Source organism: Saccharopolyspora shandongensis (assembly GCF_900106995.1).
In the GTDB taxonomy this organism is placed as follows: domain Bacteria; phylum Actinomycetota; class Actinomycetes; order Mycobacteriales; family Pseudonocardiaceae; genus Saccharopolyspora; species Saccharopolyspora shandongensis.
Genome location: NZ_FNOK01000006.1, coordinates 97,555 through 111,984 on the forward strand (window position 1 = coordinate 97,555; position 14,430 = coordinate 111,984).

At 70.5% G+C, this 14,430-nt stretch carries 12 protein-coding genes; 9 read left to right on the forward strand and 3 right to left on the reverse strand.

Features of this window, described 5'->3' with window-relative positions:
- Window positions 1–4 precede the first annotated feature (4 nt).
- The 3 genes from BLW84_RS08575 (at window position 5) to BLW84_RS08585 (ending at window position 3,234) form a co-directional block, all read left to right on the forward strand.
- Window positions 5–1,351: an MFS transporter gene (locus BLW84_RS08575; protein WP_093263722.1), complete on the forward strand. Its 1,347-nt coding sequence runs from the start codon at window positions 5–7 to the stop codon at window positions 1,349–1,351.
- 165 nt (window positions 1,352–1,516) lie between these two features.
- Window positions 1,517–1,936, forward strand: a complete 420-nt coding sequence (locus BLW84_RS08580; RefSeq protein ID WP_093263724.1) for a YciI family protein — start codon at window positions 1,517–1,519, stop codon at window positions 1,934–1,936.
- Entirely contained in the window at window positions 1,933–3,234 is a 1,302-nt protein-coding gene (locus BLW84_RS08585) for an RNA polymerase sigma factor (RefSeq protein WP_093263727.1), read from the forward strand. Before BLW84_RS08580 ends, BLW84_RS08585 begins: the two co-directional genes overlap by 4 nt.
- A 7-nt stretch (window positions 3,235–3,241) precedes the next feature.
- On the opposite strand, the gene BLW84_RS08590 is transcribed toward BLW84_RS08585, so the two are convergent.
- Window positions 3,242–7,318, reverse strand: a complete 4,077-nt coding sequence (locus BLW84_RS08590) for a type VII secretion system-associated protein (protein ID WP_093263357.1) — start codon at window positions 7,316–7,318, stop codon at window positions 3,242–3,244.
- 182 nt (window positions 7,319–7,500) lie between these two features.
- Here BLW84_RS08590 and BLW84_RS08595 point away from each other — a divergent pair, with 182 nt between their 5' ends.
- Together BLW84_RS08595 and BLW84_RS08600 are read left to right on the forward strand one after the other, a co-directional pair.
- On the forward strand, window positions 7,501–7,956 hold the full coding sequence (locus tag BLW84_RS08595) for a hypothetical protein (protein ID WP_143060895.1): 456 nt from the start codon (window positions 7,501–7,503) through the stop codon (window positions 7,954–7,956).
- A gap of 34 nt (window positions 7,957–7,990) precedes the next feature.
- Complete coding sequence (locus tag BLW84_RS08600) at window positions 7,991–8,533, forward strand: YciI family protein (protein WP_093263362.1); 543 nt, start codon at window positions 7,991–7,993, stop codon at window positions 8,531–8,533.
- Between the two features lie 82 nt (window positions 8,534–8,615).
- Here BLW84_RS08600 and BLW84_RS08605 read toward each other — a convergent pair whose 3' ends face one another.
- Together BLW84_RS08605 and map are read right to left on the reverse strand one after the other, a co-directional pair.
- Entirely contained in the window at window positions 8,616–9,791 is a 1,176-nt protein-coding gene (locus tag BLW84_RS08605; RefSeq protein WP_093263365.1) for a macrolide family glycosyltransferase, read from the reverse strand.
- A 249-nt stretch (window positions 9,792–10,040) separates the two neighbouring features.
- Window positions 10,041–10,808, reverse strand: coding sequence for a type I methionyl aminopeptidase (map, locus tag BLW84_RS08610; RefSeq protein ID WP_093263367.1), 768 nt, complete (start codon window positions 10,806–10,808; stop codon window positions 10,041–10,043).
- Between the two features lie 329 nt (window positions 10,809–11,137).
- Here map and BLW84_RS47330 point away from each other — a divergent pair, with 329 nt between their 5' ends.
- The 4 genes from BLW84_RS47330 to BLW84_RS08625 all read left to right on the forward strand — a co-directional run bounded on the left by BLW84_RS47330 (window position 11,138) and on the right by BLW84_RS08625 (window position 14,235).
- The gene (locus tag BLW84_RS47330) at window positions 11,138–11,290 is read left to right on the forward strand and encodes a hypothetical protein (protein ID WP_177226362.1); all 153 of its coding nucleotides are present in this window, start codon (window positions 11,138–11,140) and stop codon (window positions 11,288–11,290) included.
- A gap of 349 nt (window positions 11,291–11,639) precedes the next feature.
- Window positions 11,640–11,954, forward strand: a complete 315-nt coding sequence (locus BLW84_RS08615; RefSeq protein ID WP_143060897.1) for a hypothetical protein — start codon at window positions 11,640–11,642, stop codon at window positions 11,952–11,954.
- A 40-nt stretch (window positions 11,955–11,994) separates the two neighbouring features.
- The gene (locus BLW84_RS08620; protein WP_093263371.1) at window positions 11,995–13,764 is read left to right on the forward strand and encodes a hypothetical protein; all 1,770 of its coding nucleotides are present in this window, start codon (window positions 11,995–11,997) and stop codon (window positions 13,762–13,764) included.
- A 198-nt stretch (window positions 13,765–13,962) separates the two neighbouring features.
- Entirely contained in the window at window positions 13,963–14,235 is a 273-nt protein-coding gene (locus tag BLW84_RS08625; protein WP_093263373.1) for a helix-turn-helix domain-containing protein, read from the forward strand.
- Window positions 14,236–14,430: the final 195 nt, after the last annotated feature.

Below are 14,430 nucleotides of genomic sequence, written 5' to 3' on the forward strand. Positions count from 1 at the left end.
GGTCGTGTCCGCGATCGATGTCGATTCCGCCGCAGCCGGGGGTTTGTTCTCCCGCCGCTACCGGTCGTTGACCTTCGGCACGCTCACGTTGATCTCGCTGGTGGCCTTCGAGTACGTGGCGGTGGCCACGGCGATGCCGACGGCCGCGCGTTCCCTGGACGGGTTGGCGCTGTACGCGGTGGCTTTCGGCGGGACGACGGCCGCTGGTGTGGTGAGCATGGTCGTGTCCGGCGGGTGGAGCGATGCGCGCGGGCCTGCGGTGCCGCTGCGGGTGGGCGTCGCGGTGTTCGCCGCGGGGCTGCTGCTGGCCGGGGTGGCGCCGGTGATGTGGGTGCTCGTGGCGGGCCGGATCGTGCAGGGCCTGGGCGGCGGGTTGATCTCGGTGGCCCTGTACGTGGTGGTGGGGCACGTGCTGCCGGAGGGGTTGCGGGCGCGGTTCTTCGGGATGCTGGCCGGGGCGTGGCTGCTGCCGTCGATCGTGGGCCCGCTGGTGGCGGGGCTGCTGGTGGAGCAGCTGAGCTGGCGGTGGGTGTTCCTGGCGACGATGGTGCTGGCGGTGCCCGCGCTGGCGTTGGTGAGCCCGAGCTTGCGCGGGTTGTCCTGGCGTTCGCAGCCGCAGCAGCGCGGATTCGACCGTCCGCTGTGGGCGGTGGGTGCGGCGGCGGGCGGGTTGCTGCTGCACTACGGCGGGCAGCAGACCGGCTGGCTGTCGGGGGTGCTGGTCGTCGCGGGTTTGGCGGCGTTGGTGGTGTTCGCGCCGAGGTTGTTGCCGGTGGGGACGTTCCGGGGCCGGGCGGGGCTGCCGAGCGTGGTGGCGTTGCGCGGCATCGCGGGGGCGGCTTTCTCTGCTGCCGAGGTGTTCGTGCCGCTGATGGTGTCGCGGGAGCGTGGCCTGTCCCCCACCGCCGCGGGTTTGGTGCTGACCACGACCGCGGTCGGCTGGCTGGCGGGTTCGTGGCTGCAGGGGCGTCTGCCTGGGTGGGAGCGGGTTCCGGTGGTGGGCGCGGTGCTGCTGGCCGTCGGGGCGGCGGGGGTGGCGACGACGGTGTCCGCGGCGGTGCCGCTGGTGGTGTGCATCGGCGGGCTCGCGGTGATGTCGCTGGGGATGGGCCTGGTGTACCCGGTGTTGTCGGCGTTGACGCTGCGGTTGTCGGCTCCGCGCGAGCAGGGCGTGAACAGTTCGGCGTTGCAGCTCAGCGAGTCGTTGTTCACCACGACGGTGCTGGCGGTGGCGGGCACGTTGTTCGCGGCGTGGCTGGTGTGGTCGCCTGCCACCGCGTATCTCGCGGGTTTCGGGCTCTCCGCGGTGCTGGCGCTGCTGGCCGTCGCGGTGGCCTTCCGCGCCCGGTGAAAACGGCCCTGGCGCCGATCGCCAGGTCGCGGCCCTGGTCGTAGGCTGCCCGGGAGTCCCCTTCGGAAAAAGTTCGGCGGGCGTGTCGATCCACGGCGTTTCCCGTTCGACCTAGGGGTGAGCGGGTCCGATCGGGACCCCCGGATGACCCAGGGAGACACGACCGTGAAGTACATGCTGATCATGCGCGCGACCGACGAGTCGTTCGAGGCTTTCAAGAACATCGACTTCAACGAGATCATGGAGGCGATGGGCCGGTTCAACGACGAGATGATCCAGGCCGGTGTGCTCGTCGCCGCCGAAGGCCTCGACGACGCCGCCGACGGCGTGGTCGTCGACTACTCCGCCCAGCCGCCGGTGGTCACCGACGGCCCCTACGGTGAGACCAAGGAACTGTTCGGCGGCTACTGGATCCTCGACGTCGCCTCCAAGGAGGAGGCCGTGGCGTGGGCGAAGCGGGCGCCGATGGCCGGCCCGGGCAGCAAGTGCGAGATCCGCCGGGTCACCAGCATCGACGAGTTCCCGCAGGACAACGAGTGGATCAAGAAGGAGCGGGCGTGGCGCGAGGCGACCGGCCAGCTCTGAGCCCGGACGCGACGGCGAACCCCACCGGCCGCGAGGCGGTCGCGGCGGTCTGGCGGATCGAGTCCGCGCGGATCGTCGGCGCCCTGGCCCGCTACACCAGCGACTTCGCGCTCGCCGAGGACCTCGCCCAGGAGGCGTTGGCGGAGGCGCTGGTGACCTGGCCGCGCGAGGGTGTGCCGCGCAACCCCGCGGGGTGGTTGCTCACCGTCGGTCGGCGTCGCGCGATCGACGCCTTCCGGCGGCGCTCCGCCCTCGACCAGCGGTACGCCGCCCTCGCCCACGACCTCGGCGAGGGCGGCGTGGCCTCGGGGAACGCGCCTGGCGATCCGGCTCGGGACGCCGCGGACGTGCTGTGGGATCCCGACCAGATCGACGACGACGTGCTCGCGTTGATGTTCATCGCCTGCCACCCGTTGCTGTCACGGGAGGCGCAGGTGGCGCTGACCCTGCGGGTCGTCGGCGGTCTCACCAGCGACGAGATCGCCAAGGCGTTCCTCATCCCGACCGCCACCGTGCAGGCCCGGATCACGCGCGCCAAGAAGACCCTCGGGGCGGCGCGGGTGCCGTTCGCGGTGCCCGCAGCCGCGGAGCGGGCCGAGCGGCTGGGCTCGGTGCTCAGCGTGGTCTACCTGATCTTCACCGAGGGGTCCTCGGCCAGCTCCGGTAGCGATCTGATCCGGTTCGACCTCGCGCGCGAGGCGCAGCGCCTCGCGCGGGTGCTGACCCGCTTGGTGCCCGACGAGCCCGAGGCCTTCGGCCTGCTGGCGCTGCTGGAACTGACCGCGGCGCGGTTCCCGGCGCGCACCGGGCCGGACGGTGAACCGGTGTTGTTGGAGCACCAGGATCGCCGCCGCTGGGACCGCGCCGCGATCCGCCGGGGACGGGCGGCGCTGGCCCGCGCGGAGCGGCTCGGCCGGGGCCTGGGCGCCTACGGCCTGCAGGCGGCGATCGCCGAATGCCATGCCGTGGCGGCGTCGGTCGACGAGACGAACTGGGAGCGCATCGTGCTCCGCTACGAAGCACTCGGGCGGCTCGCGCCGTCACCGGTGGTCGACCTCAACCGGGCCGTCGCGGTCTGCATGGCCCGGGGACCGGCTGCCGCGTTGCCGATCGTGGACGAGCTGGCGGCCGCGCAGGCGCTACCGAACTCGCACCTGCTGCCCAGCGTCCGCGGGGAGCTGCTCACCCGCTTGGGGCGCATCGACCAGGCGCGCGCCGAGCTTCGGCTCGCCCTGGAGTTGTGCGGGAACGAACGCGAGCGGGCCGTGCTCCAACGGAAACTCGCCGACCTCGGCTGACCGGCACCTACGCGTCTGCCGCCAGAGCGGCGGTGATGAGCCGGAATTGCGTTGGGCCACCGGGGTTGAGGAGGATGTCGACCCCCCTGGGGATGATGTCGGGCAAGTCGTTGCCCAGCACCGGCCACCAGTGCTGCATCAGGAGCCGCTGCTTGTGGCGGGGCGCGGTGGCGACGAGCGCGCACGCGACTCCGTCGGGCGCAGTGCCCACCAGCGGCCGGTGCTGGGCGTCGCAGGCGATTTCCACGACGGAATGCCGGAAGGCCGGGACGAGCCGGTCGCCGACCTGCCCGCCGGCGGCGGCCAGGTGCAGCACGAAGTCGATGGGGTCGGTCGCGGCGCCATGGTGGGCTGGCCGGTAGCCCGGGTTGGGCTGGAACGGTCCGGGGCGTCCGGCGGCGTCCAGGGGCCATCCGCCGATCATCGCGTCGTCGGACGGCTCCTCCCCCGGTTCCCGGGCCTGGTCGAGGAGGACGAGCCACTCGTTGTCCTCAGCTCCGGCGGTGCGGCGCAGGATCGTTCCCGGCATGGGGCAGGCCACCGGCCCGGTGTGGGGGTCGTGGCGGGCCAGGTCGGTGAGGATGTCGTGCATCGTGGTTCTGGCGCCGTCGAGATCGCTTTCGAACGCCTGCGGTTCCTCAGCGGCGAGCCGCGTGTAGACACCGACGGCTTCCTCGACGGCGGTCCAGGCGGCGGCGAGTGTTCCGTCGGTGGCGTGCTGGTGCGCCAGGTGCCACGACGCCAGTGCGAGCCGGGGCAAGTGGGCGGCCGGGTCGAGTTCGGCCAGTCGCCGGTGGAGTCCGATGACGCGGCTCAGCGTGTCGCGGAATTCGTCCTGCCGCCCCAGGTCGCGCAGCAGCCAGGCGTGGTGGTCCAGCACGATGGCGAGGCGGGGCTCGTGCTCGGTGGGGTCGTCGCGGGCGAGCCGGTCGAGGATGCTGATGGCTTCCGCGGCGGGAGCGGCTGCTTTCTTCGGCCGCAGCAGGTTCACTGAGGTGACGTGCAGTGCGGCGGCCAGGACCGGTTCGTTTTCCGCGGGGTCATCGTGTGCGAGTCGGCGCCAGATCCTGGCGGCTTCCCCGGCGGCGGCCGCTGCTTTCTCATGTTGTTGCAACCGTTGTGCAGTCTCGGCGAAGCGTTTCAGCGCGAGCGCGAGGTGCGCCTGGTGTTCGGGGGTGCCGTCGCGGGTCAGCCGGCGGCGGAAGCGGATGGCTTCCTGACCGGCTGCCAGCGCATCTTCGTGTCGTTCCAGGATCCACAACGCTTCGGCGAGCATTTTCAGCGTGACGGCCAGGCCGGGCTCATACTCGGCCGGGTCGTCGCGGGCCAGCCGCCGGTAGGCTGCGGCGATGTCGCCGAGCACGGCGATGGCCTCCTCGCACGCCATCCACTGGTAGGGATCCGAGGGGTCGCCAAGTGGCAGGTCCGCCAGCTTCGCCGTCACCGATTGCAGCGCGCTGCCGGTGCAGGCCTCGGCCCCGCGCGCGGGGCTTTCGGACAGGAGCACGCCGGAGATCTCACCGATGGAGTTCAGCAACTCCTCCCACCATCCCAGCTTCGCCAGGATGCTGCTGCGCTCGACCAGGGCGCCGAGCAGGAAGTCGTTGCGGTCCGGGATGTCCTCCGATGTCCTGACGAGGTCGAGGATCGCGTCCTGCGCGACGAGGACCTGCTCCCACCGTCCCAGCCGTTCCAGCATCCAGATCAGGCTGAAGTAGGCCTGGAGCGCCGCGGGAGCGGTCGCGGCCGGGTTCTCCCGCGCCTCGCGGCGCACCATCTCCACGCCTATTTCCAGGCCGGCGGCATCGTCGGGTGATGCGTGCACCCAAGCGGTGCTCAGCACCCCGGTCATGGTGTCCTGCCAGGCGTCACCAGCCTGGCTGTCCGGCGCCCGGCGGCGGATTTCCACGACCTCGCCGAGTGCCGCGCGGGCGTCGTCGACCTTTCCCAGCCGCAGCAACATCGACGCCTGCGTCGTCAGCGCGAAGGAGAGGTCTTCTTCGCGGTCGGTGGGGTTTTCGCGAGCCATCCGGCGTGCGAGTTCGACCGCCTCGCGGCTGAACTCGCACGCCCGTTCGGGCTGCGATCCGGCCAGGGCCGCGGCGAGGGTCACCAGCATGTACGGGATGGTGTGCTCGTATTCGGCCGGGTCCTCGCGCGCCAGTTGGCGGGTGAGCTCGACGGCCTCACCGGCGAGGGCCACGGCTTGGTGGAGCTGTCCGAGGTGCGGCACGAGGAACGCCGCCACACCGAGCGCCGCGACCAGGTTTACCTTGTACTCGGCGGGGTTTTCGGCCGCCAGCCGGCGGTAGGTCTCGATGGATTCGCGGAACGCCGCCAGGGCCTGGTCCGGGGTCTCGTCGTCGGCGGCCCGTTCAGGAGTCATCCGCCCGAACACCCGGGACAGGGCGAGGCGCAGCGCGGATCCGGCGAGTTCGGGTTCGAACGGTCCGGGCGCGGTCGCGGCGAGCCGGCGGTAGAGCCGCACGGCTTCGGAGTGTGCGGCGGTGGCCTTCTCGGTGCGGCTGGCCCTGTCCAGCCACTGCCCGAGGTTGTCGTGCAGGCGGGCGAGCGCGGCTGGGTCGGTGGTGGTCGGCAGCCGGTGCCGGGCGAGGCGGTCGGCGAGATCGGCGGCTGCGGCGGCGAGGTCGCCGCGGGTGTGGTCGGGATCGTCCGGGAGGAGCGCTTCGAGCGTCTCCAGCGTGCTGATCAGGTGCGGCCAGCGTTCGCTTGCGGCGGTGAGGAACGTGATGGCGCGCGCGGCGTACGGCGGTAGCGGGCCGTCCTCGGTGGCGGGGGCCAGTAGGAGCCCGGGGGTGCCGTCTGCCCACGGGTCTGGGATGTGGCCGGGCACGTGGTGGCCGGGCAGGCACAGAGCGAGGAAGTCCTCGGCGAGGCGGTCGGGGTAGAGCGGCTCGAGGACCGTGCGGGGGTCGGCGGGCGGATAGCAGGTGGTGTGGTCGGCGAGCATCCGGTCGGTGTCGGCGGCGGCGCCGGCGGTGTCCAGGGCTGCTTTGGCGTCGCGGTAGCCGAGTGGGCCGGTGAGTGCGGCGGTGAACACGGCCCGGCACATCTCGGCCGGGGTGGTGTCGAACGCCGCGCGGCCTTCGGCGGGGTCGGTGCCGGCGCGGCCGGTGGTGTGGCGAGTGTGCCAGTGGTGGCGTTCCCGTTCCAGCAGGTAGGCGGTCAAGGCGGTCATGCCTTCGGGCGCCGGCCGGGTCGGGGTGCGGGCGTGGCGGTCGACGGCGACCAGCGCGGCCATGTGCACGGCGAGGGTGAGCCCGAACTCGTCGCGTTCGAGCCAGTCGGGCACGTCGATCGCCGCGGCGTCGGGCAGCCGGTAGTGGCGGGCGAAGCAGTCCCGGGCGGTGGTGAACATGCTGGTGCGGGCGTGGTGTTCGCCGGGCAGCGGGTTCAGCGGCCTGGTGGTGCAGGCGTCGGGTGGCCAGCCGGCTTGGGTGAGGGCGTGGTGCAGGGCCGGCCACAGGTGCGCGGTTCGGGCGAGCAGCAAGACCCGCACGGGCACGTCCTGGATGAGGATCTTGTTGCTGAACAGCCACGTCAGGTGGGTCAGCGGCCATCGGTCGGCGTAGTCGACGACGATCAGCAGCCCGGTGGCGGTGCCGGGGCGCAGGTCGTGGCCGGCCGGTTCGTCGGCGTCGATCCGGGTGGGCATGTGCTCGGCGGTGATCACCTTCCACCCGTCGCGGGCGGCTTGGGCGGCGATGTGCCGGGCGAGGCGGGTTTTGCCTTGCCCGCCGGGGGCGTGCAGCCAGCGGACCGCGCGGCCGGTGGCGCTGTCGCGCCAGTCGGTGAGGTCGCGGACTTCGGTGTCGCGGCCGGTGAAGTCCACGACGGCGGAGCGGGCGTCGAGCAGGTGGCTCGGCTGGGCGGGCAGGCCGTGGCCGTCCAGCGCCGGCGCGGTGCCGGGCGTGGCGGTGGTGGCGTTGGTGAGCCGGTACACGGGCCGGCCGTCGCCGAGGACGTGGAGGTCCGCGCCGATCACACCGTAGGCGTAGCCGGATTCGGCCTGCACGACCTGTTCGACCGAACCTGGCAGGTTGCTACCATCGGCGGTGATCATCCGCAGCCGCCTTTCCGGGCGGTTCGGGGAAATCCAGTGGTGACGGGCACGAACGCGCGCTGTTCGTCGATCTCCGCCGGTGATCGGGCCATCCCGCCATGATGACGCCGAACGTTCACACGGCGAAGTCGTTTCGCTACATTGGCGATCACTTCGTGAGTGCGGTCGCTAGGGGGTTCGTGATGTTGGCGGAGGTTCTCGCCGCGCTGGCGGGCGCGGGTGGCACCGCGGTGGTCGGCGCGATGGCCACGGATGCCTGGGAAGGCACGCGCGATGGTGTGGCGCGGTTGTTCAGCCGAGGCGGTGAGGATCGGCAGCGGGTCGTCGAGGCGCAGCTGGACGAGGACGCGGAGGTGCTGAACGCCTCGGCGTCGCCGGAGGAGCAGGATCAGGTGCGGCGGGAGCTGGCTCCGGTGTGGACGCGCCGGCTGTCCCGGTTGCTGGAGGAGCATCCCGATGCCGAGGGCGAGCTGCGCGAGGTGGTCGACCGCGTTCAGGAGGAACTTCCCGGCGGCGCGCGTTCCTGGACGCAGACCAACATCGCCCGCGACGGGGCCACGCAGTTCGCGGTGCAGGGCGGCAACGTGATCTACCACCAGGCGCGACCGGCCGCGGAGGGTGATGCGCCGGAGTCGTGATCACGGCTGAGCGCGCGCGGTGAAGACTGTGGGCATGGAGTTCTTCTGCTATCACCGCGACCGGCCCGGGTCCCTGCCGCTGCGCGAGGCGCTGCTGGAAGCGCACTGGTCCTACATGGACCGGTTCGCGGACGTGATGATCGCCCGGGGGCCGACCCTCGACGGCGACACGCCGACCGGCAGCGTGCACATCGTCGACCTGCCCGATCCCGCTGCCGCGCGCGCGTTCGCCTTCGACGAGCCGAGTTACCAGGCCGGGGCGTACCGGGATGTGCTGCTGCGGCGCTGGCGCAACGCGCTGGGGCGCACGATGTGGGACTTCCCCGGCGGCAGCAGCGGCGGCAACCGGTACCTGGTGCTCGGTTTCGGCGCGGGGCAGCCGGTGGATCTCGATGTGCCGCGGGACCGGGACGACCTGATCGCGTACGGGCCGCTGCTGTCCGACGACGGCGGTGACTGGCTGGGGACGGCGGCGCTGGTCCGGGCGCAGGACCCGGTCCAGGCGCGCGGCATCCTCGATGCGAGCCGCTACGCGGACGTCGAGGTGCACACGTGGCAGTTCGGCGGGCGCCGGTAGGCGGAAGTTCCGCCTGGCGCACATCGTGGCCGGGCCGCCGTCGGGCATCTCCGGTGGGGATGCCCGACGGCGGCGTACCGGGTCAGTTCAGGTGGGCTTCGAGGGCGTCGGCTCCGGCGGTGGCTCCGCCGCAGTCGTGGATGATCTGGCGCATCCGCTGGAGGTTGGCGCGGACCTGTTCGTCGGTGGCGATGTCGTCGACCGCGGTGCGCAGTTCGGCGGCGGTGACGGTGTCGGGGTCGAGGCGGCGGCCGAGGCCGAGTTCTTCGGCGCGGGCGGCGTTGGCGGCTTGTTCGGGCATTTGCGGCACGGCCACCAGCGGCACCCCGGCGTGCAGGGATTCCATGGTGGAGTTCATGCCGGTGTGGGAGAGGAAGGCGGTGGCGTGGCGCAGGACTGCGGGCTGCGGGAACGAGGCGCGCACGTCGAAGTTGGCGGGGATTTCACCGAGGCCGGCGGGGTCGACGTGCTGCCCGGTGGACATGGCGACCTGCCAGGGGCTGTCGGCGAACGCCTCGAAGCACATCCGGTAGAACTCCGGGCGGTTGTTGAACGCGGTGCCCAGGGAGATGAACAGCAGCGGGGCGCCTGCGTCGCGGGGCTGCCAGGGCTGGTCGTGGCGGTCGCCGAGCAGCGGGCCGATGAAGTGGAACCGCTCGTCGAAGGTGTCGGCGGCGAGCTGGAATTCCCGGGGCAGGAACACCAGGTTGAGCGCGGCCGGCGGCGCGCCGAAGGGCAGTTGGGCGCGGACGCCGAACTGGGCGCCGATCTGCTGGATCCGCTGGCCGAATTCGGCGAACGCCTCCGGGGAGAATGCGGGGTTGTCCTTGGCGACGATGTCGAGCAGCGAGAATTTCTCGTTGGCGGCGAAGCTGGGCACCAGTGCGATCAGCGGGATGCCGAGATCGTCGGCGAGCATGCGCCCGATGGGGCTCATGATGTCGGCGCAGACGGCGTCCGGCGGGTCGGCGCGGAAGTGTTCGCGCAGCGGCGGGAAGCTGTTCTCGATGTCGTCGATGAAGAACTGCATCAGCCTCGCCACCGGCGGCGGGACGGATTGCGACTGGGGCGGTAGTTCCGGCACGTCGGTGGGCAGTTCGACGACGTCGGCGCCGGTGGATTCGACGGCCGCGATCATGTTCGGGCCGGTGGCGTAGCTGACCCGGTGGCCGCGGCGCAGCAGTTCGGTCACCAGGGGCAGGGTGGGGTTGATGTGACCGGCGGCGGGCATGCTGATGAACGCGAAGTGCTTTTTCATGATCCCTCGTACTGGGCGTGCGCGTTGTGCGCTGAGCTCACCGTCCAGTATCCGGATCCGTTCCGGCGTCGGCATGTGGCGTTGATCATCACCGTTTTCGCCTATTCCGGGCAAAAGGTGTTCGGGTCGGTTGGAATTGCGTCCGGCATCGGGTGTTCGCCGCAATTCGCGCCGTGCCACCGTATTTGCCGGGGCGCGTTTCTGGGGCGGCTCGGGAAACGCGCCCCGCCCGGGCGGTGTTCCCGGGTGTCAGGGCAGGGTGAGCACGCGTGGGCCGTCGTCGGTGATGGCGATGGTGTGCTCGACGTGGGCGGCGCGGCTGCCGTCGTCGGTGAGCACGGTCCAGCCGTCGTCGGCGGTGCGGATGTCGTCGCGGCCACCGGCGAGGAACATCGGCTCGATGGCCAGGACCAGGCCGGGGCGCAGCGGGGTACCGCGGCCGGCGGGGCCGTCGTTGGGCACGAACGGGGCTTCGTGCATGTCGCGGCCGACGCCGTGGCCGCCGAGGGGGTCGGGGATGCCGTAGCCGGCGCTGCGGCCGACGACGCCGATGGCGCGGGAGATGTCGCCGATGCGGGCGCCGGGCTGGGCGGCGGCGATGCCGTCGGCGAGGGCTTGCGCGGTGGTTTCGGCCAGCAGGGTGTCTTCGGGGCGGGCGGTGCCGACGCTGAAGGTGATGGCGGCGTCGCCGACCCAGCCCTGCAGGCGGGCGCCGCAGTCGATGCTGACGAGGTCACCGTCGGCGAGCCGCTGCCCGTTGGGGATGCCGTGCACGATCGCGTCGTTGACCGAGGCGCAGATGGTGCCGGGGAACGGGGTGGGCGCCCAGGTGGGCCGGTAGCCGAGGAACACCGGTTGTGCGCCGGCGTCGGTGATCGTGGTATGCGCGAGTTCGTCGAGCTCTCGCAGCGTGGTGCCGATGGTGGCGTGCTTGCGGACGGCGTGCAGCGCTCGGGCGACGATGCGGCCCGCTTCGCGCAGCGCGTCGATCTCGGCGGTCGTCTTCAGCTCGATCACGTGCGTCTCCCCCACACCACTGGACCCAATAACTATACCGATACTGGTCATGGGAATGTAGCAAGGGATGCGAAACCGGGCACGGGCAGGCATATCCGAGCCACCGGGGAGCGAGGGCAGCTGCAACGTCTCAGGGGCTTGCTCGCTGTCGTTATCGACCGCAGGTGGGCGTCTGGCTACCGGGACGGATTCGTGTCGTCTGGCGAGGTAGGGCTGAGCCCAGCGGGATCTCTGCGCCACGCCGGCCACAGCGACATCCTGCGTGAGCAGACCGACGCCACAGTCTGTCGTCCCAAGTCGCCTCGGGGTCGTGCAGTGCGGTGAAGGTGATGTCGGGCGGCGTGGCGGGCAGCGGTGGCTGGGACCAGCGCGGGGCCGACGTCGGCTGCCACGAGGGCGAGCACGGTTTGCAGGTCGTGGGTTTCGGCACCGAACGCGACCCACGGACCGCCCGGTTCGCCACCGAACCGGTCGACACCTGACACCGTTGAGCCGCTGGTAGTCCGCCGTTCGGCGGCGATGAGGGCTCCGGCTGTTGATCAGGTGGGGATCCGTCGCGTCGGCATGTTCTCGCTCGACACCGGCAACATGATCACCCCAGCGACGAACCGCTACCCGGAAGGGCTCACTCAGCCAATCTCCGCAAGACACATTCCGCAACTGCCGGGTTTATTGCTGCTTTACAGAAGCTGAACAATTGACGACGACCGTCAGCGGGAATGTTAGGACAATCACCCATTCTTCCTTTCGCTTGCGCCACGACGATCTTCTCCAGGAGCCTTTTCGGGTGTGGCAGTCGATAGACCGCGGCGCGTATGAGGAGGCAGCACATTGGACCGCGTTTCGGTGGACTCCGGACACATTGCGAGAACAGCGAAGGCTCTCCGCGACGTAGCCGAAGGTATGCGCAGTTCGGGCGATCAGTTCGCAGGCGGCTTCCAGGGAAACGGATACGGGAACCTGCCCGAATCCGACGAGGCCACAGCGCAGACCTGGGCGGTCGTGCAGGCCGTCCTCGATGGGGTGCGCGGGCAGGCGGACGAGCTGCTGAAGCACGCGGACGCGCTGGATCGGCAGGCCTCGGATTACCGGTCGGCCGAGAACCATGCCGAGCAAGCCGCTACCCGACTGGGCCTCGGTCAATGAGTTCGGAAGGCGAGCAGAACGCGGTCAACGGAGAGGGTTCATGACCTACGACGCGGCGGCGAAGACCGGCGACCCCGCCGCGCTCGGAGCGCAGGCGCAGGCCTGGAGCACGCTCGCCGCAGCCCTGCGCAGCCACGAGGCGGACCTTCAGTCCCGGCTTGCCCATTCGCAGACCGGCGGCGGCTGGACCGGCCCCGCAGCGGACGCCTTTCACGACGCGACCGACGGCCTCACCGGGCGCATCGACGCGCTGTCCACCTTCTGCGAAGAAATGGCGCAAGCACTGGGTCAACACGCGCAGCAGCAAAAACAGATTTCGGAGATTCTCAAAGAAATCGGAATTCAGATCGCGGCACTGGTCGCCTACATTGCCGCGGCGGCATTCTTTCCGGCGCTGATTGCGACTGCGGAAGCATACATCGCGACGCTGGTCGCGCAGTCGAACCGCATGCTTGCCCTGCTCGCCCAGATACTCGCCACACTCGCCCGTTGGCTCGCCTCGGTACGGGCCGCCGTTCAGCGGCTGGCGGCGGCGAGCTGGCGGGGAGAGAGCTTCAGCTTCGGCTATGGTCGCGCGCTGGTCGAGGGTTTCCGCGACTTCGTCATCGACATCGCCGCCAGCAGCACGGCGACGGGGATCACAGGCAAGGACATCAACCCGGAGCATCTGTTCACCAACGCGGCGATCAGCTTCGGCGTCGGCGGCGTCTTCGGCGGAGTAAGCGCAAGTGGACTGAAAAGGAAGCTCGACAGCTCGGGCGAGATCTTGCGCGGGCCGGACGGGCGGCCCGCTTTCGTGCCTTTCAGCGGTCAGATCGACGCCGCTGTGCAATCGCTGCGGTGGAACTCGCCGGGTCGGCGGACAACGCCGCCGGAGCCGAACTCTCTCGTCCCGCGCCCCGATGCACCCCGAGAACAGGCGATCTGGAGGCTCGATGATGCTCGGGCCAACGCCCGCGAGCTCGGCTTGCGGGGAAACCCGCGCGAACACCGCCACCTCATCGGCGAGGCGGACGCCGCGCACCAACGTGCCTCCGACGCCCGCGAGAAGCTCTCCGACGCACAATCTGCGCTGCAGGGCGCGGAAACCAGCGGGGCAGAAGCCCACACGGCGTTGCAGGCAGCGCGGAGCCGCGTCGACCACGCCGAACAGCGACTGTGGCGTGCGGAAAGCCTCCTCGCCGTCTACCAGCGATCGGGAAACCAGCGCTGGCAGGACGATGCGGAGACTTTCGTCCGGGAGGCCAGAGCGGAGCACCATGCCGCCACCCAACAGGTGACCGCATTGCGTGAACGGTACGACCGGGCGGTGCAGGCACTCGACACGGCACGTGACTCGGCGGGAGTGGCGCTTCGCGAGGTTGAGCAGGCCGAGGACGTTGTCAACGAGCTGCGGCGGATGCTGGCCGCGTCGAACGAAGTCAGGGCCGCGGCGATCCAGTTCAACATGCATGGCACCTTCGACGACAAGCTGCGAGAGGTGTGGCGGCACAACGACTGGCGGGACTCCTTCGGCACCGCCAAGCCCTGGCAGTCGATCGTCTTTCACGAAAGCGTGCGCGACATCGCCAAGGGCGCGTCCGGCTCCGCCGCACAGTCGGCAGCTGGAATCGCGAACGGCAGCCGGGAGCCGGGCACCACTGGGCGTGACGTTCTCTTCGGTGCGCTTGCCGGCGGCGTGCGCGGGGTTGGTGTTGGCTCCGCCAGCAACCGGGCATTTCCCGACATGGGCCTCGAAGAATGGCTCTTTCGAATCGGTTTGAAGTCCACCGAAAGTTTCACCCGTGAACAAATCAATGGGCCTCGATGAGCCCTTTCGCCGAGCCCTGACCGGAGACGCTTGTCGCGGTCTGTGACGCGTCCTGGACGCTGCGCATGGCCAACCCGCCACACGTGGTCATTCATCGAACACGGCCACGGCAAAGTCGGGACTTGAGGAACATCCGTGTCGGACCGTGCGCCGAGCGAGTGCTCGACATATAACTATACCGATATTAGCATCACGGCCATGGTGCGTGTGCCGCTGAACGAGCAAGAACGGCAACGGGGCGAACTGCTCGGCCAGGCGCTGCGGGAGGCCCGCGGCGCGCGCAGCATGGTCGAGGTCGCCGCCGCGTCCGGGATTTCCACGGAAACCCTCCGCAAGATCGAGAAGGGCCGGATCCCCACCCCTGCGTTCTTCACCGTCGCGGCGGTCGCGGACGCGGTGGGGCTGTCCCTGGACGAGCTGCGCAAGGACGTCGCGGCGACGCAGGAAGCGCAACAGCGCATGTCGGCGTGACCCGACAGGGCCGGACATAACCCTTCCTTAAGGCCGACTGAAGGCAGCCGGTCGCGCAGACCTCTCCACATCGGGCGCCGGTCCGTTTCGGACAGTCCACATCAGACACCACTGGCAGCGACTCTTCGTGTCCGCGCATGCGTTTCCAGTTGACCCCGCCGCATCTCGCGTGCGCTGCGATGGAGATCACAGGCG